Here is a 24,670-nt window from a genome sequence, read left to right on the forward strand (position 1 = left end):
GCATGGCTAGCATTCACCAGCACGACGCAGCGGTAGAGGCGGCACAGAAGATCGAGATGGTGGAAGTCGAGGACGGGTACACGCTGACCAACGTCCCCGAGCAGTCCATCACCCAGCAGTTCGACATCGAGCAGATCCCCCAGCAGGACGTTACCCAGCAGATGCGGGAGGAGTCCGCGGTCGAGGACCCCACGTCCTGGCTGATGTACGGTGGGAACTACCAGCAGCAGCGTCACACCTCCGCCGACGTCATCACGAAGGACAACGTCGGGGACCTCGAACTCGAGTACCTGGTCCAGACCGGAGTCGCCTCCAGCATGGAGGGCGTGCCGATCGTCGTGCCCGGCGACCCGCCGGTCATGTACCAGACGAACGGGCCGAACCACGCGAAAGCGATCAACGCCCGCACCGGTGAGACGCTCTGGAGCTACACGTACGCGAACCCGCAGGGGCTGCTTCTCTGCTGTGACGCGAACAACCGCGGCTTCGCCGTTCACGGCGACAAGGTCTACATGACCACCCTCGACTCCGGGATCGTGGCGCTCAACCGCTACACCGGCGAAGAGGAGTGGTACACCTCGACCGGCGACCACGAGATCGGCTACTCCGCGACCTGGGCGCCCAACGTTCACGATGGCAAGGTCATCACCGGTTCCGCCGGTGGCGAGTACGGTGTCAGCGGGTTCGTCGCCGCCCTCGACCCCGAGAGTGGGGAAGAGATCTGGCGAACGAACACGACGCCCGCCGAGGAATGGGCGGGCGACTCCCACGAACACGGTGCCGGTACCGTGTGGATGACGCCGACGATCGACCCCGAAAGCGGCATGATCCACGCCCCGGTCGGCAACCCCGGTCCGGACTTCGACGGTACGGTCCGTCCGGGTCCGAACCGCTACACCATCGGGACGCTGACCCTCAGCGCCGACGACGGCTCCATCCAGTGGCACTACGGCGAGTCGCCCCACGACGTGTGGGACTACGACTCCTCGGCGCCCAAGATCCGTGTCAACGACATGGAGATGGACGGCGAGACGCGAGACGTCGTCATCAGCCCCGGCAAGACGGCCTGGGTCTACACGATGGACGCCAACAACGGGCGTCTGCTCGAGCGGTCCCAGGAGACGACCCAGCACATCAACATGTGGAAGATGGTCCCGCACGTCGACGAGGACCGTCGCGTGGCCTTCGTGCCCGGTGCGCAGGGTGGGAACGACTGGCAGCCGCCGTCGTACAACCCCGAGACTGGCCTGGTCTATCTCAACCAGCACAACGCACCACACGAGATTTTCTGGGAAGAGGCGCAGTACGAGGCCGGCCAGACCTACTGGGGCGGCGGCCTGAACGACTGGCCCGACGTCACCAATCCGGAAGGCTGGAACGGCAACATCAGCGCCATCGTGGCCGTCGATCCGGTCACCGGCGAACGTGTCTGGCGCGAGTGGATCTCCGGCGAGGAGACCAGCGACTACCTCTGGGGCGGGTCGATCACGACCGCGACCGGACTCACCTTCCTGGGGACCCAGAAGGGTAACATCGTCGCCTACGACGGCGAGAACGGTGACCGACTCTGGCAGTTCCAGCTCGGTGCGCCGATCTGCTCGTCGCTCTCTAGCTGGTACGACCCCGGCGAGGGCAAGCAGTACGTCGCCGTGCAGGTCGGCGGCTCCGGCTGGCTCCACGGAGGTCGCCGTGGCTCCACCGTCGCCGTCTTCGGCCTCAGCGAGAACTAATCGCCACCCGATTTCTCCGTTTTTTCACCACCCAACAGCGACGCGTCTCGGCCCCCGCGTGACTCGGTCTCAGTATGAATACCCCCTAATTTTATTTAATGCGGGATACAGGGAACGGGTATGGCGACGCGAAGAACATTCCTGATCGGTGCTGCGGCAGCGACGACCGGACTGGCTGGCGCCGTGGGATCGGCGTCCGCACAGGCCCAGACCTTCGAACTCGAACTGACGGAGCAAGGCTTCGTCGGGCGTTCACCCTCCGGCATCTCCGGGACGACGAACCCGACCCTGGAGATGGAGGCAGGCAACGAGTACACCATCAGCGCCACCTTCAGCTACTACCCCGAGACGGAGGGGCTGCCGGCACGGCACAACCTCGCCCTGCGGACGGAGAGCGGGACACCCTTCCGGAGCAACTACGTCTTCCCACAGGACAACGATCCGGAGAGCCCGTCGACATCCCAGAGTATCTCGACCACTGTCGAGGCGACATCCAACATGACGGCGTACCTCTGTGAGGAACACATGGGCGAAGGCGGTGACATCTCCGTCTCCGGCGGCGCGACGGCGACACCGGAGCCGACGCCGACCGAGAGCGACATGGACGGCGGCGCCACGGCGACGCCGACCGAGAGCGGCGGCGGCGACGGCGGTGGAGAGACTTCGGGCGGCGGCCCCGGCTTCGGTGTCGGTGCGGCCGTGACGGCCCTCGGTGCAGCGACCTACGGCGCCCTCCGCAAGCGCGACAGCGACGAGTAACTGCCGGCGGTCCGGCACACAGCCTTTTTCGAGACGTACTCCCAAGAAGGGAGCGATGCGTAACGAACTCATCGCCGTCGGCGATCGCCTACGGCGTCCGGAGTACACGGGCGAGAACCGCTGTTTCCCGTGTACCGTCGTGAACCTCTGTCTCACTCTCGTCGCCGCCGCCGTCGTCTCGGTGGTCCTCACACCGCTCGGCGGGCTGTTCGTCCTCACGGGCGGCCTGGGCGCCATCTACTTTCGTGGCTATCTCGTTCCCGGGACGCCCGAACTCACCGTCCGGTACTTCCCTCCCTGGCTGCTCGAACTGTTCGGGAAGGAGGGAGAACTCCGCGAGACGCTCCACCCGGTCGAAGGAGTCGCCGTCCGGGCGACGCCCGAAGGCGGCCGTCTCGTCGCGGGGTTCGCGTCGGCGTGGGACGACCGGATCGAGTCGCTGCGTGCCGCGGGCGTGGCCGACGACGACGTGGCGACGCTGCTCGGCGTCGACGGGGCGTCGAGCGTCCCCGGTGACGTGGCGTACGTCGTCGACGGCGGCCTCAGGCAGTGGCTCTCCGAATCCGCGCTCCTGGCCGATGCCGCCGCCGCGGCGGTGTTGGCCGAGCGTGGCGGCGAGTCGTGGGCGTCGCTCGACGCCGACGGGCGGGTGGCGACGCTCCGTGATCTGCGCAAACTCCTCGACTACTGCCCGCTGTGTGGCGGTGACCTCGACAACGAAGAGACCGAAACCGTAGAAACCTGCTGTACCGAATCCGAACGGGTGTTGATGGCGACGTGTGTCGACTGCGACGTGCGGTTGATCGAGGATCTGGACGACCGCTAGTCGTCGGCGGGCGCGTCCGCGTCGGCGGCGTCCGTATCGACGGCGACCTCGATTTTGGCCGCGGCGGCCTTGTACTCCGGAATCTTCGCACGCTCGTCGAGCACGTCGTTGGTGAGACGGTTCCCCGCCGAGTCGGCGAAATGCGGCGTCGTCCACACCGTTCCCTCCTTGATGTCCTCGGTGACCTGCGCTTTCACCCTGATCTCGCCGCGACGGGATTTGAGCATCACGTAGTCGCCGTCCTCGATCCCGTACGTCTCGGCGTCGTTCGGGTGGACGTCGACGAAGTTCTCGGGTTCGACGCGGGTGAGCGTCGCGGACCGACGGCTCATCGTCCCCGTGTTGTAATGTTCGATGATCCGACCCGTGGTGAGAATGAGCGGGTACTCCTCGTCGGGCACCTCCTTGGGCGGCTGGTGACGAACGCCCTCGATCTGTCCGCGGCCACTCTCGGTGGTGAATCCGTCCTCGTAGAGGTACGGGTCACCCTCGTCGCCGGGTTCGTAGCAGGGCCAGTGAACGCCCTCCTCGCCGAGGACATCGTAGGTCATGCCGTGGAAGATGGGCGCGACCTGGCGGAGTTCCTCGAACACGTCCTCGGGGCCCTCGAAGTCGAAGCTGCCGTCGCCGAACAGGCGGTTGCCCACGTCACAGAGGATCTCGAGGTCGTCTTTCGTGTTCGGATACACCTTCTCGACGCCGCGCATCCGCTGGGTGCGGCGGTCGGTGTTGACGACGGTGCCGTCGCGTTCGGCCCACGAGGTGGCGGGCAGGACCACGTCGGCGTACTCGGCGGTTTCGGTCGGGAAGACGTCCTGAACCACCATGAAGTCCAACTCCTCCATCCGTTTTTCGACTTGGTTGGTGTCGGGTTCGCTCATCACGGGGTTCTCGCCCATGATGTAGAGGCCGTGGATGGTGTCACCGATCTCGTGGGACACTTCGACGTTCGTCAGACCGGGTTCGGACGGAATCTCGAAGTTCCAGACCTCCTCGACGTCCGCGCGGACCTCGGGGTCGGACACGTCACGGTAGCCGGGGAGGACGTTCGGCATCGCGCCCACGTCGGAGGCACCCTGAACGTTGTTCTGGCCGCGAAGCGGGTTGACGCCCGTGCCGGGACGGCCGAGGTTCCCCGTGATCAAGGCGAGGTTGATCTCGTTTTGCACGTTGTCGACGCCGCAGGTGTGCTGGCTCATCCCCATGCCGGTGAAGATGGCAGCGTTGTTCGCCTTGGCGTACTTCTCGGCGGCGAGTTCGATGTCTTCGAGGGGGACGCCACACTCCTCGGCGGCCGCCTCCTTGTCGAAGTCCTCCAAGGTCTCTTCGAGGTGCTCGAAGCCCTCGGTGCGCTCCGCGACGAACTCCTCGTCGACCCAGTCGTTCTCCAGAACCGTCTTGATGACGACGTTGAGAAGCGGGATGTCGGTGCCCGGTTCGAGCTGGAGATGCATGTGGCGGTCGGTCTCGGTGACTTCGAACGACTGCGTCGTCTTGTTGGCGTGGGGATCGACCTGGATGACGGTCGCCCCCTCGAGGACGGCCTGCCGGAAGTACTGGCTGTTGGCGATGGGGTGTTGTTCGCCGGGGTTGGCGCCCTGAATCCAGAACACGTCGGCGGCATCCTCCAAGTCCTCCATGCTGTTGGTCATGGCGCCCTCGCCGAGGCTGTTCTTGAGCGCGTACACCGTCGAGGCGTGGCACATCCGCGTGCAGGTGTCGACGCTGTTGGTACCGTAGCGCCGGGCGAGCTTCTGGATGAGGTAGTTCTCTTCGTTCATGGCCTTCGAACAGCCATAGAAGCCCATCGCCTGCGCGCTGTACTCGTCGCGGATACCCTCCATCTCGTCGATGATCCGGTCGTAGGCCTCCTCCCACGTCGCCTCGTGGAGTTCGCCGTCGTCGCCGCGGATCAGCGGGTCGGTCAACCGCTCGTCGTGGTTGACCGACTGCGTCGCCGCGCCGCCCTTGATACAGATGCTCCCCTCGTTGACCGGCGCGTCCGCCCACGGTCGGAAGGTTACCTCACCGTCCTCGTCCTGTGAAATCTGGATGCCGCACCCGACTCCACAGTACGGGCAGATGGTTTTGGTCGGCCCGTCGGATTCGCCGCTGGATTCGGATGACATTGTATGTAAAAATCACCGCGGTGGATCATCAATGTTGTCATCCAGTACCGTGCGAAACCCCGTCATCGGGGCCTAAAAGTCCCGATTGGGGCAAATACGGCGTCGGGGAAACGTTGACCCATCGGGGGACGAATACGTTCGTATGACCAGTTACAGCGAACGGCCAGACGGGGGAAACGAAACCACAATCCACCTCACCCGCGAACGGATCGACGACCTCGCAGCCGAGTACGGACAGCGCGAGCCGTTCGATTTGGTCGAACGCGAACACGTCGAGACCGTCCCGCGCACGTTCACGTCGGAGGACTTCGGCCGCCGCGACGCGGAGTGGCCGGTCCAGTGGTATCACCGCCGTGAGCTCCGGTCCGACCCCGAGCGACGCGACGCGGAGGAACGCTTCCTCGACAACGACTACGAGGCGATGGTCGACGCCATCCACGGGGCCATCGAAGCGACGACGCTCGACCGAAAACTCGACGCCTTGACCACGCTGGTCGGTGTCGACGTGCCCGTCGCCTCCGCGTTCCTGGCGTTTACGCATCCGGACGACTACGTCGCCGTCGGACGGCGGGAGTGGGAGGCCCTGCGCGCGGCCGACGAACTGGCCGACCCGTATCCCGACACCGTCACACCCGCCGCGTACCGGACCTACGTCGAGGCGGTCCGCACCGTCGCGGACCGGACCGACCGTGACGTGTGGACGGTGTATCGGGCGCTGTGGCGCCTCGGCACCGACTAGCGGCCGATCCGATCGGCGTAGTTCGCGATCACCGGTTCGGCGTCGTCGACGTACTCGTTCGTCCACGCGTCGTCGGGGTCGACCGGCGACTCCAACAGGTCCGTCTCGGCGAGCATCTCGGCCAGGTTCTCCCAGCGCCCGCCGTCGAAGTGACCCCACCCCGCCTCGCGGACGAACTCGGTGAACTGGAGGTCCTCCGCCGAGGCGAGGAACTTCATCCGCTCCACCTCGCGGTTGTGTTCGAGTTGGGCGTTGCGGGCGATCAGCGCGTCGATGGCGCGGTCGGGCTCGTTCGTTGCCAGCTCCCATCCGCGAGCGGTCGCCCGCAGGAACGATCGGATCGTCTCGGAGTTGTCGGCCGCGAACTCGGGGTTGGTGACGACCGTCATCCCGTAGACGTCGAGGTAGTTCCCGATGAGGAGTTCGTCGGCCACCCGGTCGTACTCGCGTTCGAGCTCCTTCCCGTTCGTGACGACGCCCACCGCGGCGTCGACGTCGCCGTCGAGCAACTGGTGTTCGACGCGATGGTGGGTGTGTTTCTGCACGTCGTTGACCTCGACCTCGTCGCGGATACCTCGATCCTCCAGCAGTTGCAGGGTGAGGATACGGGTCTTGGTCGCCGACGGCCCGACGACGCGTCCGCGAAGCTGTTCGGGCTCGGTGAACGGTTCGCTGAAGGCGTCACGGAGGGTGTAGACCGTCGCAGGCGTCTTCTGGCTGACCGCGGCGACGGCCAACGGGTCGAGTCCCTGGCTCCGCACCGAGAGGACGGCGCTCCCACCGGAGAGGCCGAGGTCGCTCCGACCTTTCGCGGTCTGTTCGGCGGCGAAGGGCGAGCCGTGGCCCTCGACGAACTCGACCTTCAAGCCCTCGTCGGCGTAGAAGCCCGCCTCGCGTGCGAGGAAGTACGGTGCCTGGAAGCCGTTCGGTTCCCAGTTCAACTGAAAGGTGACGGTTTCCGTCATGGATCGACCTCGAAGGTCCCGTCGGGGATCTCGTCGACGCCGAGCGCCTCGGCGCCGGCGACGGCTTTGAGATGATCGAACAGTCGGTACATCCCGTCGACGCTCTCGGCGTCCCAGTCGCGGACGACCATCTCCCGCCAGCCGTCACGCACCGCACACGTTACGTCGGGGTCGTCGTAGGTCATCAGCTTCTCGCTGATCTCCGTCCAGATGTCGTCGTCTTCGACGAGTTTGTCGACCGCGTCGCGGTACGCGTCCGCGAACGCCCGCACCGTCTCGGTCTGCTCGTCCAGATACTCCCCGCTCGTGAGGAAGGCGGCGATTGGGAGTTTGTTGTCCGTCTCGGAGAGGCGCTGGACCAACTCGGCGACGGGCAGGACGTTCTCGTAGGGGCCCGTCTCCGTAATCTCGGGGATGATCTGCCAGAACTGGAAGCCGGCATCGACGTCGCCCTCGCGAATCATGCGCGTGAGTTCGACCTTCGACCCGGCTTCGACCGGCGTCGCCGTCTCGTCCGGGTCGAAGTCGTGATACTCCCGGCAGGCCGCCCGCGTCAGAATCCAGTTCTTGTCGAGTCGACGGACGACGCCGATGCGCTTGCCCGACAGGTCGGTCAGGCCGTCGATGTCCGAATCCTCGGGGGCGACGAGGCCGCCCACGGTCCGGCCGTACGGGTGGAAGGCGACGATGTCCGCCCCCTCGGCGCGTTCGCGGGCGATGGAGATGTAGTCGATGTCGATCAGGTCGGCGTGACCCTCCTGCAACTGGGCTTCGACCGTCTCGATGCCGTCCTCCAGGGCGTCGGAGACGAGTTGTACGTCGAGATGGAAGCCGTGGTCCCGGTCGAAGCCGAAGCGCTTGATGGTGTAGAGCAGGTACCGGGGGCTTCCGTTGTGTTCGAACCGGGCGCGCATGGTCGGCAGGTCGCCCGGGTCGTCGTGATACCCGTCGAGGGCGGCCTGCTGTGTGTCGACGTGGTCCCGACTCATCGGCCCACGGGAGCAAATGCGGTCGTCCGTCGCGTCGACTCGGGGCCGTCACGTCCGGCGTCGCTCTCGGAGGGTGTCCGACAGCGCGCCACGATGGTCTCGTCGGTCGGCATACCCGCAGGGTACGACTGTACCCTGATAAAAGTTCCTTGGAAACGTTCAAATGATAGCCGAGATTCACGCGTCCGGTCGGAGCGTCCCGTCCGGAATCTCGTCGACGCCGAGCGCCTCGGTACCGGCGACGGACTGCAGGTGGTCGAAGAGGCGATACATCCCGTCGACGCGCGCCTCGTCCCAGTCGCGGACGACCATCTCCCGCCAGCCGTCACGCACCGCGCGCACCACCGTCGGGTCGTCGGTTCGCATCAGGCGCTCGCCGATCTCCACCCAGAGGTCGTCGTCGGTCAGGAGGCGGTCGGCCCCGTCCCGGGCGGCCGCTCGGAAGCCACGCACTGCCTCGGGGTGGGCGTCGAGATACGACTCGCCGGTGAGGAAGGTGGCGATGGGGAGTTCGTCGTCGGTGCCGGCGAGTCGCTGGACCAGCGCGGAGACGGGGAACACCTCGACGTAGGGCCCGGTGCGGGTGAGTTCGGGTACGAGCGGCCAGAACTGGAAGCCGGCGTCGACGTCGCCCTCGCGAATCATGCGCGTGAGACCGTCACGCGAGTCGGCCTCGACGAGTGTGACCGTCTCCGCCGGGTCGAAATCGTGATACTCCCGGCAGGCCGCCCGCGTCAGAATCCAGTTCTTGTCGAGACGGCGGGTGACGCCGATACGCGTGCCCGGGAGGTCCGATAGGCCGTCGATGTCCGAATCCTCGGGGGCGACGAGGCCGCCCACGGTCCGGCCGTACGGGTGGACGGCGACGATGTCCGCCCCCTCGGCACGCTCGCGGGCGACGGAGATGTAGTCGGTGTCGACGAGGTCGGTCCCGCCCCCGTCGAGTCGGTGGCGAATCGTCTCCATGCCACTTTCGAGTTCGTCGGTGACGAGGCGCACGTCGAGGTGGACGCCGTGGTCGTGGTCGAAGCCGAAGCACTTGATGGCGTAGAGGAGATACCGGGGGCTCCCGTTGTGTTCGAACCGGGCGCGCATGGTCGGCAGGTCACCCGGGTCGCCGTGGTACGCGTCGAACGCGGCCTGCTGTGTGTCGACGTGGTCCCGGTTCATTCACCGCAGCGGCGACACGATGGCGTCGATGTCGGCGTCGTCGTCGATCAACTGCCGCCGTTTCATCCAGTCGAGGTGGTAGTCGAGGTCCTCGCGGTCCGCGAGTTCGGGCACCTCGTACTCGGGCACCTCGATGGAGTCGCGGACGGCGTCGACGTCCACGTCGTCGAAGAGGTCCGGGGCGACTTCCTCGTCCTTCCAGAGCATGTCGAGATACTGGTCGCGGTAGGCGTCGGGGTCGGCGTTGATTTCCTCGACTGCGCGGCGGTACGCACGCATGAACGCGTCGAGCGTCTCGCCTTCCAGCGCCTCCGCGCCGACGACGCCCATGTGGTTCTCGAACTCCAACACCTTCTCGAAGCCGAGGTGTTCGGCGAGCGTGATGTGGGGGTCGAGGAGCGTGACGGCGTCCACGTCGCCGTCGCGGAGGGCGCGAAGTCGGTCGGTCGGCATCCCGTGGCCCTCGATGACCACCTCGTCTTCGTCCATGTGCTCCTCGAGGGCGCGAATCGCCGTGTACTCCTGTCCGGTGCGTCGGTTGACGCCGACGGGGACGTTCGCCAGGTCGGCCGGCCCCTCGATGCCCGAGTCGGGGCGCACGAACACCGCGTACGGCTGGTCCGCGAACGTCCCCTTGGCGACGATGCGGCCGTCGTCGAACTCCCACGTCCGCTTCAGGCTCTCCCACTTGCAGATGGGGTAGAGGTCCACGTCGTTGTCGCCGGTGAGCGTCTCCTCGGCCGGGATGTACTTGTTCGTCACACAGGTCCGGTCGCGCTCGACCAGGTCGACATCGAGCCCCTCGTCGGCGAAGTAACCACGTTCCGCCGCGATGCGCTGCGGGAGCATGAACGAGAACGGCAGGTGAAACACCGTGATCGCCTTGGATGCTGACATACGACATGCGTACGACCAGACTCATATAAAATTTCCTCAGGAACCTTTATTAATTACCCATAGTATCGGGCATGTGGGGACATCGAATGAGGCGGATCAACGACGAACGAGCGGACGGCAAGGAGGTCGCAGACGGCGTGTATCTCGCTGACCTCGCGGCCGGCGAGCAAGCGTCGATGAAACACTGGCGAGTCGAACCGGGAGCCACACTCCCCGTCCACCGGCACGACAACGAACAGATCGGATACATGATTCGGGGGACTCTGACGGCGATCACCGAAGACGAGGAGATCACGCTCCGACCGGGCGACTCGTATCTGTTCACCGCGAACGAACTCCACGGCGCGGAGAACCGCGGCGACGAACCCGCGGTCGGCATCGGCGTCCTCTCGCCGCCTCGTTCGGACCCGGACTGGAAACAGTCGTAGTCGTCTCCGCACCGCTCTCGCGCAGTCACCCGGACCCGGCGAGCCGGTCACATCGCGTGACCGGCACCGTTCCGTCCTCGTTCCAGCCGCGCCGGTCGTAGTACGCGTCGAGCGCCGCCGCGAGCCCGTCGAGCGCGTACGGGAGCGCGTCGTCGTCACCGCGGTCACGACCCCGACGGTCGTTGAAGCCACGCTCCAAGTCGACGCCGCCGTCCCGAACGTGGACGGCGAGGCGGTCGTCGCTCGCGCCCGTAATCTCGACCGCCGAGTGGTCCGTGCCGACGAAGTTGCCCGCGGCGAAAATCAGTCGCTTCGTCGACCCGAGCGGGTCGGCGTCGAAGGAAATGCGCTCGTAGGCCAGTCGGGTGCCGAGTCCCCGACCGCCGACGAACGTCCCGCGGCGTCCCGAGCGTCCTCGGCGTGCCACTGGCGCGCACTACCGTCGACGGAGAGCAAGGGACCGTGCACGTGTCGCATCGCCCCGACGAAGGGAGGCGGGCCACACGAGGAAAACCTATATCCGGAGCGCCTCGCCAGTAGAGGCATGGACGCCGTCGACCACATCAACATCGACGTGGACGACCTAGACGCCGCGTACGAGTTCTACCGGGACGTACTCGGCCTCGACCTGTTGCGCCCACCGGAGGATTTCCAGGGCGCTCACGTCATGTTCGAAACCGACGCCGGGACGGTCGTGACGCTCATGGAGACGGGGCGAGCCGAGAAGTGGGACGACGAGGGGCTGGCACATCCCCTCGATAAGGCCCACGTCGCCTTCGAAACCGACCGCGACACCTACCAGTCGCTGATGGACCGTCTGGAGGGTCAGTTCCCGAAACAGGGCCCCTACGACTGGGGGACGTTCGAGGGCTTTTATTTCCTCGATCCCTCGGGGAACTTGCTCGAAATCATCACCTACGACCCCGCGCCCGCGGATCGACCACGGTCGCTCATGGATCACGACGACGTGGAGTGAACCGCGGGGGCGGCGATCAGTCGGCCGGGGCGGGGGCGTTCCCCATGTCGGTCGTCACCACGTCGGTGAAGACACGACGCCGGGCGTAGAAGAAGTAGACGTACGGCACCTTCGCCAACACGTCGAGGAAGGCGTACGTGAGGCTGACGCCGACGAAGCCGGCGAACCCGAGGCCCGCGGGCCCCATCAGCCAGACGAACGGGTAGGCGATCCAGAGGAGTGCGATGTGGTTTTTGAGCAGGCTGAACAGGCCGCGCTGCATCGGCGCGTCGGGGGCCCTCCGCGGGAACACGACGTACAAGAACCCGAACAGGGAGAGATGCGCAAGCACCGAGACGCCGAAAAGCGACCACTTGAGCAACCCGCCGGTGGCTACCGCACCGGCGCCGGCGGCGATCATCAACGCGTCCGCCAGCATGATCCCGGCGATCGCTCGACGCGAGGCACCGGCGACGTAGCCGATGTATCCGACGAGCAGCGGCGTCGTCACGATCCAGTCGACGTACCGGAAGCCGACGAGCGTCGTCCCACCGAACTCGACGGTACCGATACCGAGCGCCATCGCGACGTACGAGAGGCCGGCGAAGCCGGGAATGATCATGAGTCCGGCGAGCGGGCCCTGATGATCCGAGCCCTCGAGGGAGACGTACAGTATCGCGGCTACACCGGTGCCGACGAGGAAGGCGGCGGCAGCCAGGGCGTACGCGATCGTGACGGGGTCCATCAGCGGTCACCCCCGTCGGTCGCGGCGGCGGTCGGCCTTGGCGTGGCGGCGGTACCGGCATCGACGGTGAACGCGTCGATGTCGGCTTGGAGCTGTGTCACCACCGTCTCCCGGAAGGTCCGGAGCGACGCCGAAATCGACGACACCACTTCCTCCTGGTCCTCGATACGGGTCGCCGTCTCCGCGGCGGTCTCGGCCGTATCCCGGCTGAGGTCGGTGAGCGCCTCAACGGAGGCCGCCGTGCTCTGGACGGTATCGGCTTGATCGGTCGTCGTCTGCCGGATCTCCTCGAGCGACGCGGAGACGTCGTCGATCGAATCGGCGATCGTCTCGATGTCGCCGAGCGTCGATTCGACGGTGTCGGTGCCGGCACGAACCCGCTCCTGAGTCGATCGGATCGAGACGGTGACCTCCTCCGTCTGTTCGGAGAGCTCCTCTATCATGTCGGCGATCTCGCTCGCTCGCGCTCCCGTCTGCTCGGCGAGGGACTTCACCTCGTCGGCGACGACGTCGAACCCGTTGCCGGTGACGGCACCACCGCCGGCTCCGTCGCCGGCGCGGGCCGCCTCGATGGAGGCGTTCAGCGCCAGCATGTTCGTCTGCTCGGCGATGTCGGAGATGATGTCGACGATTTCGGTGATCTCGTCCATCCGGCTCTGGAGCGTCTCGACCCGCTCGACGGCTTGCTCGGCCTCCTCCTCGATTCGACTCATCTCCTCGATGGCCGTCCGCGAGGACGTCCGCGCGTCGTCGCTCGCCGTCGCCACCTCGTCGGCCCGCTCCGACAGGTCGCTCACCGTCGCCGCGATCTCCTCCGCGGACGCGCTGATCGTATCGACATCGCCGGCGACCGACTCCAGTTCCTCGCGCTGCTCCGACGACTGCGTCCGTATCGTGGACGCGGTCTCGACCGTCTCCGTGACCTGTCGTTCGACCGTCCGGCTCATATCCGTCATTTCCTCGGCGTCGGTGTCGATTCGGTCGGCTACGTCGGCGACGGTTTCGACCGTCTCCTGCAGGTCGTCCATCATGCGGTTGAACGACAGGCCGATCGTCTCCAGCGCGTCGTAGTCGGTGTCGGTGTCGAGCCGCTGTGTGAGATCGCCCGTGGCCGCCCGCTCCATCGTCTCCCCGTACTGCTCGGCGATACGCCGGTAGTCCTGTGCCATGTCGCGCGCCTCGCGTTCGGCCTCGCGGGCCTCCGCCTCCGCCCGTTCGGCTTCCGCCTTGGCGTCGTCGAGTTCGGATCGAGTCTCCTCCATCTCCGCCAAGCGCTGCCGGAGTGACTGCCGCATCTGGTCGATGGAGCCGGCGAGTTGGCCGAACTCGTCCGTTCGGGAGGAGGCGACCTCCCGTTCCAGATCGCCGTCAGCGACGCGGGCGGTCTGTGCGGAGATCTCAGTTACGCTCGCGATCGTCTCCGCCGCGTTGATCGATCCGAGGGTCAACAACCCCGCGATGGACGCGACGACCGTCGCCGCCACGTCGTTCGTAACCGTGCCGACCGCGACGATGAACGCCCCGGTGGCGATATAGCCGAGCCCCAACTTCGCACCGTATCGGCGCCTGATTGCTCCGACGAACATACACCGTTCGCCGATACGGGCGGATCGACATAAACGGCGTCACTCGATTTTCACAGATAGTAACTGGACGGACGGCGTCGACGGGATCGGTCGGCTCCGACGCGGTCAGTCGTCCTCGACCCGCGCTTCGACACCCGCCAGATCCTCGATGACCTGCATCACGCCGGAGTTGTCGTCCTTGCCACGACCCGTCGCGACCATCGATTTGTACATCTCGTGGACGAGTTCCGTCTGGGGCATCGGCGATTCGTACGCCTCGCCGGCGTCGGTGGCGATGCGGAGATCCTTGTACTGGTAGTCGGCGAAGAAGCCGGGTTCGAAGTCGCCCTGGATCATGCTGGGCGCGCGGTTGTCGAGCGTCCAGCAGCCGGCCGCGCCGCCGCTGATGGCGTCGACGACGGCTTCGAGGTCCGCGTCGGCCTTGTACGCGAAGACCAACGCCTCGCTGACGGCCTCCATCGTCCCCGCGACGACGATCTGGTTACACGCCTTCGTGACCTGTCCCGCACCGTTGTCGCCACAGTACGTGATCGTCTCGCCCATCGCGTCGAGGATCGGGCGACACGCCTCCAGAACGTCCTCGTCGCCGCCGACCATGATCGACAGCGACGCCTCGATGGCGCCCTCCTCGCCACCGCTGATCGGGGCGTCGAGCATCCGGGCGCCGCGTTCCCGTACCTCTTCGGCGAGCGCTTCGGTCACTATCGGCGAGATAGTCGAGTTGTCGATGACCACGTCGCCCTCGCTCAGGCCGGCGAGGACGCCCTCCTCGCCCCGCATGACCTCGCTTACCACGTCCGAATCCGGCAGACACATGATCGTCACGTCGGCGCGTTCGGCCGCCTCCTTCGGCGTCTCGGCGGCTTCCCCGCCGGCGGCGACGTGGTCGTCGACGGGCCCTTGCGAACGGTTGTGCCCGACCACGGTGTAGCCCGCGTCGAGGAGGTTCTTCGCCATCGGTCCACCCATGATCCCGAGTCCGACGAATGCGATTGTCTCGTCCACCATATTCAGTTCACACCGCTCGCCCGACATAAAAGGGCCGGACCGGGAACCGGCGTCGAGAGCGGGGACCGTTTGATGCGTCTGGCCGTCAAAGGGACGGGTATGACCGACGCCGACACCGCCGTCGAACGCCGCCTCGGCCGTCGTCTGCGCGAGCGCGACGAGACTATCGCCGTCGCCGAATCGCTCACCGGCGGCCTCGTCGGGTCGCTGCTGACTGACGTGCCCGGCTCCAGCGACTACTTCGACCGGAGTGTCGTCGCCTACTCGAACGACGCCAAACTCGACTGCCTCGGCGTCTCCCGGGAGTCACTCGACGCTCACGGCGCCGTCTCCGCCCCCGTCGCCCGCGAGATGGCCCGCGGCGTCCGCGACGACGCCGGGACGACATGGGGCGTCTCCACCACCGGCATCGCCGGGCCGGGGGGCGGAACCGAGGACAAACCGGTCGGCCTCGTCTTCGTCGGCGTCGCCTACGCCGCCCCGTGGGGGACCGAAGACTCCTTCGTCCGCGCCGAACGCCGCGTCGCCGACGGCGACCGCTCGACGGTCAAAGCCGAGAGCGCACGGTGGGCGCTGCGGGCCGTCGAGGATGCACTGGATTAGGTCGTCGTCACGAGTTCGATCACGTCGCGGTCGTCGAGAACGTATCCCCCGCCGATCTGTCGTGACGACCGGCAGTCGACGCCGTGGAGCAACGCATTACCCAGATCCGTGTGGATGTGGTTCGCGAAGTCCTCGGTCGTCGAGCCGTCGGGCAGAAGGAAACAGTCGCGGAACGACCCCTTCTCGCTCGTCGATCCCCCGGAAACACCGCGATGAGATCGAGGGCGTCGAAGAGGGCGGCCTCGAGCGACGACTGAACGCCCGTCCCGCCGTGGTCGTCGAGCAGCGATCCGATCCGTTCCAGCCCCGCTTCCTGCTCCGCGCTCACGTCCCCAACGAGTTCGAAATCGTCGTGACCGGGCGTGTAGTCGACCCGCCCCGCCTCGTCGGCCGCTTTCGGTGCCTTCTCCGCGTGTGCGCTCGCCGGGACGATGGGAAGGTGGTCGTAGTCTGGATCGGCAGCGATGTCCGCGAAGTTCGCCGCGGCCGCGGGATCGTCGGTCTTGTTCGCCGCGATCACCATCGGCTTCGTGCGCTTGCGAATCTCGCGGGCCAGCGACTCGCGGTCCGACTCGTCCCACGTCCCCGGATCGAGGTCGAGTCCCTCGGAGAGGATGATCCGTTTGATCTCGTCCTCGTTCGTCCGGAACGCGCTCATCTGCTCGGCGAGATCGGCCTCGATGCTCGCGTCCGCACCGTGGGACTTCGACTCGAAGCGTTCGATCCCTTTCTTCAGGATCCCCGGATACCACATATCGAGTTCGTCCTCGAGGAAGTCGATGTCGTCGCGGGGGTCGTGGCCCTCCGTGGGTTCACCCTCGCTGTCCGCTTGCCCGAGAAGTCGACGGCGTGGACCAGCACGTCGGCCTCGTTCAGGTCGCTCAGGAACTGGTTGCTGAGACCCTTTCCCTCGTGGGCGCCGGGAATCAGTCCGGCGACGTCGACCAGCTGGACGGGGACGAACCGCGTCCCGTCGTCACAGTAGCCAACACTCGGCGTACACGTCTCGTCGAACTCCGGGGCCGCACACTCGACCCGAACGTACGCCTCGCCCACGCTCGGGTCGATGGTGGTGAAAGGATACGCGCCCTCCGGTACGTCGTTCATCGTCGCCGTCGCAGGATCGCAGTGCGATCCTGCGGCCCGTCAGAGCTTCGCTCTGACGACCGCGTTAAAAAACGTCGACTTGCCGACGAGTCCGATGGCGTAGCTCATACTCTCCCTCCACCGTCGGCGGTCAAAAACGCCGCCATCGCGTCGCCATCCGGCTGTCACTCACACCCACACCGACCGGCTTATTCGTCCGGACGACCGAGCGTGGGCATGGCCGACGCCTCCGACGGCGCGTCCCCCGCCGACACCTTCGGCGTGAGTATCGGCGTCGACGACGACGCGTTCCGGTTTCTGGTCCACGTCCCCTCCGCCCTCGAAGCCGCGTGGAGCGACCGCGACGCGTTCCAACGACTGGTCGAGGAGGCGGTCTGGGACCTTCTCGACCGCGGCGAGACGCTTCGCGCCGTCGACCGGGTGGCCGACGCGGGCGAACGCGTCGAACTCGGAACGGTGACACTGCGGCCCGACGGTACCGTCGTCGATCACGCCCTCACGGCACCATGACCCTCGACGAGATTCGAGCGGCCGCTATCGACCGAGCACTCGTCGGGGACGACCCCGGACCGGCGCTGGCGTTAGCGGGCGCCGTCGACGGTGTGGCACGACGCGACGCGAGCAGCGGGCCGCGGACCGCGACACCGCTCGCTGCCGCGATGCTCACCGTCACCTATCTGTCCGCCGAGAGGGGTCGCCCGCTCGACGACCGAGCGTGGCATCCCGGACGGGTGACCGATCCGCTCGTCGTCGCCGGGGCGGCCGCCGCCGTCCGAACGCGAAACGTCGCCGTCGACCGGGCGGCCGAACTCGCCGACTGCGCGACGACGACACTCGACGCCGCCGTCAACCGACAGCGTCGGCGTGAAAAGGAGCGCTGACCGTCTCAGTTATCGGCCGTTGCCGTTGTCGCCGGCGTTACCGTTGCCGCCGGCGTTGCCGCCGCCGTTACCGTTGCCGCCGCCGTTACCGTTCGAATCGTCGTCGTCTCTCTCGTCTTCTTCGTCGCTGTCGTCAGCCTCGTCGCTGTCGTCAGCCTCGTCGCTGTCGTCAGCCTCGTCGCTGTCGTCGTCACTGTCGTCGGACTGACCCGGTGCGGACCCCGAGTTGCCGGGCGCGTCGTCCTCGTTCTCGTCAGCCTCGTCGTCGGACTGACCCGGTGCGGACCCCGAGTTACCGGGTGCGTCGTCCTCGTTCTCGTCAGCCTCGTCGTCGGATTGACCCGGTGCCGACTCCGAGTTGCCGGGCGCGTCGTCCTCGTTCTCGTCAGCCTCGTCGTCGGACTGACCCGGCGCCGACTCCGAGTTGCCGGGCGCGTCGTCGTCGTCCGCACCGGACTGACCTGGCGCCGACTCGGAGTTCCCCGGACTGTCGACCGGCGGGGTCGCCGGGACGACGCGGGACTCGTTTTTCTTCTCCTGCCCCGGCGGCGTGACCGGCGCGTTGTTGCCCGCCTCCGGCGGCGAGACGGCCTCGGAGTTGCCCGCGTTCGACGGGTTGTTGCTCGTCACGAAGTCGGACACCTGCGAGCCGATTCCGGTGAAGCCGGCCCCTTTCAGTGCGTCGACGAACGCAGAGACGATCTGGCCGAACGGCCCGACCGATTCGGCCGGTTCGAGTTCGACCGTCGTCGTCGCCGTGTCGTCGTCCGCCGTCGCGACGACGGTCACCGTGACTTCCTCGGACGGTGCGGGGAGCACGACCGTCCCGGTGTCGTCGGTTTCGTACTCGCCTGCGGCCGCGTACGAACTGTTCCCTTTAGCCTCCACGGTCACCGTCGCGTTCGCGACCGGTTCACCGAGGCGACCGACCGAGACGGTCACCGTCCCGTCGTCGGCTTGGTCGACGCCCACGGCGAGCGTCTGGACCGGCTGGACGGCCACCGTCGTCGACGCCGTGTCGTTCTCGTCAGTCGCCGTGATCGTCAGTTCAACCGGGTTCTCCGGATTGGCGAGCGTGACGGTCCCGTTGGCGTCCGTCTCGAACTCCCCCGTGTCGGCGTACGTCGTGTTCGCCGCCGCGGTCACGTTCACCGTCGCGTTCTCCACCGTGTCGTTACCGCGCGTGACTGTCACTACGACCGAACCGTCGGCCGCCCCCTCGATGTCGATGCCGAGGGCGGGGTCGAGGTCGACCGTCTCCGAGACGGTCGTGTTGTCGTAACTCGCTTCGACGGTGACCGTCGTCGGCTCGTCGGGCGCCGCCAACGACACCGTCCCGTTGGCGTCCGTGTCGTACTCGCCCGCGTCGGCGTACGTCGTGCTCGCCGCCGCGGTCACGTTCACCGTCGCGTTCTCCACTGCCGTTCCGTTGTCCGCGACGGTGATCGTCACGCCACCCGTTTCGTCCTGTGTCACGTCCAGTGACAGCGATTCCGCCGTCTGTGCCGCCACCGCCGCCGGCGCCACCGCCGACACCAGCAACAGCGCGGCCATCAGTATCGCACCAGTTCGCTTTGCGTTCATGCCGGTCGAGGCCACGGGCTACACCCCGTTAAATCGGGAATGCGCTGAAGCCGGGTTTGGAGGGTTTTAGCCCGATTAAATCCGATTTAATCCGGATTACGGTGCGATATCGCTCCTGAGAGTTACGAAGTGACGACCAGACGCGTCGCTCTCGAATGTGAATGAAGTATGAATGGTGAGGCGGCGAATCGGATCTCCCAGAGGCTCGCGCACTCCAGTACTGGCCGATACGCAGGCGGGCTTAACGTCCGTGTTCGGGATGGGTACGGGTGTGTCCCCGCCGCTCTGGCCGCCTTCATGCCGACCGACGGAATCGAACCGTCGTCACGCCAGCGTCGGTAGGGTCGATTACCGTATGTACGTGCGATCCAGTTGACGCCTGGACCCGACAGCATCGGGTCACAGTGCGAGTCATGATGAATGTGGCTTGGACTGTTAGTGCTCGCGGGCTGAACGTCTCGTTGCCTCGACGCGTACACCCCGAGTCTATCGAACTCGTCTTCTACGAGTGTCCTCGGTGGTACTTCTTTTCCAGGTGGGTTTCGAGCTTAGATGCGTTCAGCTCTTACCCCGTGGTGCGTGGCTGCCCGGCAACTGCCCTCTCGGACAACCGGTACACCAGTGGCACCCAAGCGGAGTTCCTCTCGTACTATACGCTTGTTCCCGTCAAGTACCTCACACCCCCAATAGATAGCAGCCGACCTGTCTCACGACGGTCTAAACCCAGCTCACGACCTCCTTTAATAGGCGAACAACCTCACCCTTGCCCGCTTCTGCACGGGCAGGATGGAGGGAACCGACATCGAGGTAGCAAGCCACTCGGTCGATATGTGCTCTTGCGAGTGACGACTCTGTTATCCCTAAGGTAGCTTTTCTGTCATTTACGGCCCGCAACAAGCAGGCTCGTAAGTTCGCTAGACCACGCTTTCGCGTCAGCGATCCTCGTTGGGAAGATCACTGTCAGGCTTCCTTGTGCTCTTGCGCTCTCTTCCGGGTTCCCGACCCGGATGAGGAAACCATCGGGCGCGCTCGATATCTTTTCGAGCGCGTACCGCCCCAGTCAAACTGCCCGGCTACCGGTGTCCTCCGCCAGGAGTGAGAGTCGCAGTCACTACCGGGTAGTATTTCAATGTTGGCTCGGTGGCCCGCTAGCGCGGGTACCTATGTACCGCCTCCTACCTATGCTGCACAGTAGCGACCACGTCTCAGCGACAGCCTGCAGTAAAGCTCTATAGGGTCTTCGCTTCCCCTTGGGGGTCTCCAGACTCCGCACTGGAACGTACAGTTCACCGGGCCCAGCGTTGGGACAGTGGCGCTCTCGTTGATCCATTCATGCAAGCCGCTACTGAAGCGGCAAGGTACTACGCTACCTTAAGAGGGTCATAGTTACCCCCGCCGTTGACGGGTCCTTCGTCCTCTTGTACGAGGTGTTCAGATACCCGCACTGGGCAGGATTCAGTGACCGTACGAGTCCTTGCGGATTTGCGGTCACCTATGTTGTTACTAGACAGTCGGAGCGCCCGAGTCACTGCGACCTGCTCCTCTCCGGAGCAGGCATCCCTTATTGCGAACGTACGGGACTAACTTGCCGAATTCCCTAACGCCGGTTGCTCCCGACGGGCCTTGCCTTTCGCCGGCAGAGCACCTGTGTCGGATCTCGGTACGATCACTACTCTCGTCTTTTCACGGGCTCTAGGTACGACCGACTTGCGCTATCTCGAGAGTTGGCCGCTTCCTGCCGTTACGGCTTCCACGGCGGTGCTCGATTCGACCGGGCGAAGGCCCGGCTCGGTTGTCCCCAAAGCGTCGACTTTCGGTGAGTAGTGGTGCTGGAATATTAACCAGCTTCCCTGTTGTCTCGGTCGAATTACGGCGAGACTTAGGATCGACTAACCCTCGGCTGATTGACAGTGCCGAGGAACCCTTGCTCGTAAGGCCGTCGGGGGTCACACCCGACTCTCGCTGCTACTATGACCAGGATTTTCGTCACTGCTCGGTCCACACGAACTCTCGCCCGTGCTTCCGTCCGAGCAGCGTGCCAGCCTACGCGATTGTCCTGTGATGGACACGGGTAGGTCTCGGTGGTAGACTTGAGCCCCGATCATTTTGGGCGCCCCGAACCTCGGCCGGTAAGCTGTTACGCTTTTCTTAGAGGGTAGCTGCTTCTAAGCTCACCTCCCGGCTGTCTAGGGCTCGGGACCACCTTCGATCGCACTTAGTCTACACTTTGGGACCTTAACCTACCGCTGGGTTGTCTCCCTTACGGTGCACAGGCTTACCCCGCACACCGGACTCCCACCGTCTACGGCGTCCGCAAGTTCGGAGTTCGACAGGAAGGCCGACTCCTCTCGGAGGCGGGTCTTCCAATCGGTCGCTCTACCTCGCGGACTACCTCGGGTGAGGTCATGCTTCGACATGTTTCGGCTGGAACCAGCTGTTGCCGGGTTCGATGGGCCTTTCACCCCTACGCATAGGTCACGGGAGGGTATTGTAGGACACCACCCCTAACGGGCCTCCACGTGCCTTTCGGCACGCTTCACCCTGCCCACGCGTAGATCACCCGGTTTCGGGTCGCACCCGCTTGACTCCCCGCGCTTGAACACGGTGGCCCTGGTCTTCGAATGAAGACTGCGGCCATATCGGTTTCCCTGTGCCTTCCCCGATGGTCGGGTTAGACTCGCCAAGCAAGTGCACTCCCTGGTTCGTTTTTCAAAACGCACGACGGAACATCGGCTTCCCTCGAGTCCTACTAGTGGGTCGCCCCACGGTCGTTCGTCGAGGGACCTTGTATGCCCCGTCGCTCGATCGCCAGCTGAGTTCAGGCTCTATTGCAGTTCCCTTCTCGGGATACTTTTCAGCGTTCGCTCACGCTACTTGTTCGCTATCGGTCTCGAGGAGTGTTTAGCCTTCCCGGTTGATGCCCGGGACGTTCACGAGGAATATCCAATCCCCGCTACTCGTGGACTGACTCGCGTCGTACTGTATCCCGATACGGGGCTGTCACCCTGTATCGCGCTCCGTTTCAGGAGACTTCTCGGGATCGGTCGGACGGTGATCGTCAGCCTACACCACATGTCTCGTGAGAGATTCGGTTTGGGCTGGCCCGCGTTCACTCGCGGTTACTAACGGGATCGCGGTTTGCGTTCTCTTCCTGTTCCTACTGAGATGTTTCAATTCGGAACGTTCCCCATTGCGCGAGGCAATTGCGAGGGGATTCCCATTCGGAGATCCTCAGTTCTTTCCTTCCATGCAGGTCCCTGAGGCTTATCGCAGCTTGGCACGTCCGTCGTCGGCTCTCGAGCCGAGCCATTCACCAGCTGGCACAGTAGCCAGATTGATGGATGTCACACTAGTGACCCGGATAACTGTCGGGTCCAGTGGACGCCTGGATCGCACGTACATACGGTGTCATAACGCTCTCGTGGACGCGAGGGCGTTCGACCCTTCCCATCCGCGCTTACGCGGGATGGTGCATCGGTCTTGCGTGGATCAACCGAGTGCCCTCGACCACTTAAGCCGCGTGGTTCGCGTCGGGCGATTCGGCGATCCGGCATGGACCCGCTGGGATTCGAACCCAGGGCGTCCTCCTTGCAAAGGAGGTGCTCTACCGCTGAGCTACGGGCCCGGTCCTTGCGGACCTGGGCGAAAGATGTGAGCCTCGGTGGGTCGTAGGTGCCCGATCGCTCGGGTGGTCGAACCGGTACCTTGGAGTCGTGGTCTTTGTGGTGGGCCTCCCGTGTGGGAGGTCCCGGTCAGTAGGAGGTGATCCAGCCGCAGATTCCCCTACGGCTACCTTGTTACGACTTAAGCCCCCTTGCGGAGCCCAGATTCGACACGGGTGACCGTGCCTCATCCGGACCCCACTCGGGTGCTTTGACGGGCGGTGTGTGCAAGGAGCAGGGACGTATTCACCGCGCGCTGCTGACACGCGATTACTACCGAATCCAGCTTCATGAGGGTGAGTTTCAACCCTCAATCCGAACTACGACCAAGTTTAGGAGATTACCGCCCTCTTTCGAGGTGGGAACCCATTGTCTTGGCCATTGTAGCCCGCGTGTAGCCCAGCACATTCGGGGCATACTGACCTACCGTTGCCCGTTCCTTCCTCCGTGTTAGCCACGGCAGTCCTCCTAATGTACCCACCCGGCCGAAGCCGGTGCTGGCAATTAGGAGTGCGGGTCTCGCTCGTTGCCTGACTTAACAGGACGCCTCACGGTACGAGCTGACGGCGGCCATGCACCTCCTCTCAACGGCTCTGGAAAGGTCATCAACCTGACCGTCATTACCGTTGTCGATGCTGGTGAGATGTCCGGCGTTGAGTCCAATTAAACCGCAGGCTCCTCCGGTTGTAGTGCTCCCCCGCCAATTCCTTTAAGTTTCATCCTTGCGGACGTACTTCCCAGGCGGTCTGCTTAGCGGCTTCCCTACGGCACAGCACCCACTCGTAGTGGGAGCCACACCTAGCAGACATCGTTTACGGCCAGGACTACCCGGGTATCTAATCCGGTTCGAGACCCTGGCTTTCGTCCCTCACCGTCGGATTCGTCTTCCCAACGTGCTTTCGCTATCGGTGGTCCGTCCAGGATTACAGGATTTCACTCCTACCCAAGACGTACCCGTTGGGTCTTCCGATCCCGAGCCACACAGTTTCCACCGGACGCCCGCCAGTTGGGCTGGCGGATTTCCCGATGGACTTGTGTGGCCGGCTACGGACGCTTTAGGCCCAATAAGATCGGCCATCACTCGAGCTGCCGGTATTACCGCGGCGGCTGGCACCGGTCTTGCCCAGCTCTTATTCCACTACCACCTTACGGTAGTGAAAAGCGAGGACTGTATGCCCTCGCACTCGGGGTCCCCTTATCGCACTTGCGTGCAGTGTAAAGGTTTCGCGCCTGCTGCGCCCCGTAGGGCCCGGAATCTTGTCTCAGATTCCGTCTCCGGGTTCTTGCTCTCACAACCCGTACCGATTATCGGCACGGTGGGCCGTTACCCCACCGTCTACCTAATCGGCCGCAGCCACGTCCTACAGCGTCGGAACGTTTGCGCGTCCCTGTATTCCAACATGGGACGGGTATGAACTATTAGCCTCAGTTTCCCGAGGTTATCGTTCTCTGTAGGGTAGTTTGGCCACGTGTTACGGAGCTATTTGCTACGAGTGTGAACTCGTACAACTAGCATGGCTAAATCGGACCCCGATAGCAATGGCCTCCGGCAGGATCAACCGGAATGGGCTCTCTCCGTGTGGAGAGAGGGGTGGCGGGAAACGTAGTGTTTCCGCGTCGTAAAGACCACTGAGGTCCAAGGTGGTGGTTCGGTGCCACCGGATCGATCGGGTGTCACCGAACCACCGAGGCTCACATCAGATTCCGTCTTACGGCGGACCGCAGGGGGGGAATCCTCATGTTTCGTCCGGACTTGAACCGATGGGGGCGACACATATAAGCCCGTTGATCGGGCGTGGATCGTGCCGCGTCGGGCGTGTCGTCCGGGGATCGAGGGCACCGTCGCCCTCGCCGCCTTCGCATTACACTCCGAGTGGAGGTGAATACTTAACCCCGTTGGTTTCCCC

General features: G+C 65.0%; 19 protein-coding genes, 1 tRNA gene, 3 rRNA genes and 1 pseudogene. 9 read left to right on the plus strand and 15 right to left on the minus strand.

What is annotated here, in order from left to right; genetic code table 11:
- The first annotated feature begins 2 nt into the window (after positions 1-2).
- The 3 genes from HALNA_RS15840 (at position 3) to HALNA_RS15850 (ending at position 3,315) form a co-directional block, all read left to right on the plus strand.
- A complete protein-coding gene (locus tag HALNA_RS15840) occupies positions 3-1,730 on the plus strand; it encodes a pyrroloquinoline quinone-dependent dehydrogenase (protein WP_049937308.1) in 1,728 nt (575 codons plus the stop codon).
- A 120-nt stretch (positions 1,731-1,850) separates the two neighbouring features.
- Entirely contained in the window at positions 1,851-2,489 is a 639-nt protein-coding gene (locus HALNA_RS15845) for a PGF-CTERM sorting domain-containing protein (protein ID WP_049937309.1), read from the plus strand.
- A gap of 55 nt (positions 2,490-2,544) precedes the next feature.
- Complete coding sequence (locus HALNA_RS15850; protein WP_049937310.1) at positions 2,545-3,315, plus strand: hypothetical protein; 771 nt, start codon at positions 2,545-2,547, stop codon at positions 3,313-3,315.
- On the opposite strand, the gene fdhF is transcribed toward HALNA_RS15850, so the two are convergent.
- Positions 3,312-5,444, minus strand: a complete 2,133-nt coding sequence (gene fdhF, locus HALNA_RS15855; RefSeq protein ID WP_049937311.1) for a formate dehydrogenase subunit alpha — start codon at positions 5,442-5,444, stop codon at positions 3,312-3,314. The two genes, HALNA_RS15850 and fdhF, sit on opposite strands and share 4 nt — an antisense overlap.
- 142 nt (positions 5,445-5,586) lie before the next feature.
- Between fdhF and HALNA_RS15860 the strand changes: the two genes are divergently transcribed.
- Positions 5,587-6,183 carry a hypothetical protein gene (locus tag HALNA_RS15860; RefSeq protein ID WP_245576040.1) on the plus strand — a complete coding sequence of 199 codons (597 nt, stop codon included), beginning with the start codon at positions 5,587-5,589 and terminating at the stop codon, positions 6,181-6,183.
- On the opposite strand, the gene HALNA_RS15865 is transcribed toward HALNA_RS15860, so the two are convergent.
- From HALNA_RS15865 to HALNA_RS15880, 4 genes are all read right to left on the minus strand, one after another.
- Positions 6,180-7,148 carry an ABC transporter substrate-binding protein gene (locus tag HALNA_RS15865; protein WP_049937312.1) on the minus strand — a complete coding sequence of 323 codons (969 nt, stop codon included), beginning with the start codon at positions 7,146-7,148 and terminating at the stop codon, positions 6,180-6,182. The genes HALNA_RS15860 and HALNA_RS15865 overlap by 4 nt on opposite strands.
- Complete coding sequence (locus tag HALNA_RS15870) at positions 7,145-8,137, minus strand: ABC transporter substrate-binding protein (RefSeq protein WP_049937313.1); 993 nt, start codon at positions 8,135-8,137, stop codon at positions 7,145-7,147. Before HALNA_RS15870 ends, HALNA_RS15865 begins: the two co-directional genes overlap by 4 nt.
- Before the next feature lie 177 nt (positions 8,138-8,314).
- A complete protein-coding gene (locus tag HALNA_RS15875; protein WP_049937315.1) occupies positions 8,315-9,307 on the minus strand; it encodes an ABC transporter substrate-binding protein in 993 nt (330 codons plus the stop codon).
- The gene (locus HALNA_RS15880) at positions 9,308-10,204 is read right to left on the minus strand and encodes an ABC transporter substrate-binding protein (RefSeq protein WP_049937316.1); all 897 of its coding nucleotides are present in this window, start codon (positions 10,202-10,204) and stop codon (positions 9,308-9,310) included.
- Positions 10,205-10,290: 86 nt separating this feature from the next.
- On the opposite strand from HALNA_RS15880, the gene HALNA_RS15885 reads away from it, so the two are divergent.
- Positions 10,291-10,632, plus strand: coding sequence for a cupin domain-containing protein (locus tag HALNA_RS15885; RefSeq protein ID WP_049937317.1), 342 nt, complete (start codon positions 10,291-10,293; stop codon positions 10,630-10,632).
- Positions 10,633-10,657: 25 nt separating this feature from the next.
- Here HALNA_RS15885 and HALNA_RS15890 read toward each other — a convergent pair whose 3' ends face one another.
- A complete protein-coding gene (locus HALNA_RS15890) occupies positions 10,658-11,059 on the minus strand; it encodes an aldehyde ferredoxin oxidoreductase N-terminal domain-containing protein (RefSeq protein WP_049937318.1) in 402 nt (133 codons plus the stop codon).
- Positions 11,060-11,176: 117 nt separating this feature from the next.
- Here HALNA_RS15890 and HALNA_RS15895 point away from each other — a divergent pair, with 117 nt between their 5' ends.
- Complete coding sequence (locus tag HALNA_RS15895) at positions 11,177-11,608, plus strand: VOC family protein (RefSeq protein WP_049937319.1); 432 nt, start codon at positions 11,177-11,179, stop codon at positions 11,606-11,608.
- 16 nt (positions 11,609-11,624) lie between these two features.
- Here the strand turns inward: HALNA_RS15895 and HALNA_RS15900 are convergent, their stop codons facing one another.
- The 3 genes from HALNA_RS15900 to HALNA_RS21710 form a co-directional block, all read right to left on the minus strand.
- The gene (locus HALNA_RS15900; RefSeq protein WP_049937320.1) at positions 11,625-12,332 is read right to left on the minus strand and encodes a bacteriorhodopsin; all 708 of its coding nucleotides are present in this window, start codon (positions 12,330-12,332) and stop codon (positions 11,625-11,627) included.
- Positions 12,332-13,918, minus strand: a complete 1,587-nt coding sequence (locus HALNA_RS15905) for a methyl-accepting chemotaxis protein (protein ID WP_049937321.1) — start codon at positions 13,916-13,918, stop codon at positions 12,332-12,334. The genes HALNA_RS15900 and HALNA_RS15905 overlap by 1 nt, the downstream gene beginning before the upstream one ends.
- A 105-nt stretch (positions 13,919-14,023) precedes the next feature.
- Positions 14,024-14,926, minus strand: coding sequence for an NAD(P)-dependent oxidoreductase (locus HALNA_RS21710; RefSeq protein WP_049937322.1), 903 nt, complete (start codon positions 14,924-14,926; stop codon positions 14,024-14,026).
- Positions 14,927-15,025: 99 nt separating this feature from the next.
- Here HALNA_RS21710 and HALNA_RS15915 point away from each other — a divergent pair, with 99 nt between their 5' ends.
- Positions 15,026-15,529 carry a CinA family protein gene (locus HALNA_RS15915; RefSeq protein ID WP_049937323.1) on the plus strand — a complete coding sequence of 168 codons (504 nt, stop codon included), beginning with the start codon at positions 15,026-15,028 and terminating at the stop codon, positions 15,527-15,529.
- Here HALNA_RS15915 and HALNA_RS15920 read toward each other — a convergent pair.
- A pseudogene (locus HALNA_RS15920) lies at positions 15,526-16,744 on the minus strand (redox-regulated ATPase YchF). The gene HALNA_RS15915 and the pseudogene HALNA_RS15920 sit on opposite strands and share 4 nt — an antisense overlap.
- 108 nt (positions 16,745-16,852) lie before the next feature.
- Here HALNA_RS15920 and HALNA_RS15925 point away from each other — a divergent pair.
- Together HALNA_RS15925 and HALNA_RS15930 are read left to right on the plus strand one after the other, a co-directional pair.
- Positions 16,853-17,146 (plus strand): hypothetical protein, encoded by a 294-nt coding sequence (locus HALNA_RS15925; protein WP_049937324.1) that lies wholly within the window; start codon positions 16,853-16,855, stop codon positions 17,144-17,146.
- Positions 17,143-17,517 carry a hypothetical protein gene (locus HALNA_RS15930; RefSeq protein WP_049937325.1) on the plus strand — a complete coding sequence of 125 codons (375 nt, stop codon included), beginning with the start codon at positions 17,143-17,145 and terminating at the stop codon, positions 17,515-17,517. The genes HALNA_RS15925 and HALNA_RS15930 overlap by 4 nt, the downstream gene beginning before the upstream one ends.
- Before the next feature lie 9 nt (positions 17,518-17,526).
- On the opposite strand, the gene HALNA_RS15935 is transcribed toward HALNA_RS15930, so the two are convergent.
- From HALNA_RS15935 to HALNA_RS15955, 5 genes are all read right to left on the minus strand, one after another.
- On the minus strand, positions 17,527-19,101 hold the full coding sequence (locus HALNA_RS15935) for a hypothetical protein (RefSeq protein ID WP_049937326.1): 1,575 nt from the start codon (positions 19,099-19,101) through the stop codon (positions 17,527-17,529).
- A gap of 175 nt (positions 19,102-19,276) precedes the next feature.
- Positions 19,277-19,398: ribosomal RNA gene (rrf, locus tag HALNA_RS15940) — 5S ribosomal RNA — on the minus strand.
- Positions 19,399-19,518: 120 nt separating this feature from the next.
- Positions 19,519-22,439: ribosomal RNA gene (locus HALNA_RS15945) — 23S ribosomal RNA — on the minus strand.
- Positions 22,440-22,654: 215 nt separating this feature from the next.
- Positions 22,655-22,726: transfer RNA gene (locus HALNA_RS15950), tRNA-Ala, on the minus strand.
- Positions 22,727-22,858: 132 nt separating this feature from the next.
- A 16S ribosomal RNA gene (locus HALNA_RS15955) occupies positions 22,859-24,329 on the minus strand.
- The 16S, 23S and 5S rRNA genes sit together here with 1 tRNA gene alongside, the layout of an rRNA operon.
- Between the last annotated feature and the right edge of the window lie 341 nt (positions 24,330-24,670).

It is taken from the genome of Haloplanus natans DSM 17983, assembly GCF_000427685.1.
GTDB lineage: Archaea > Halobacteriota > Halobacteria > Halobacteriales > Haloferacaceae > Haloplanus > Haloplanus natans.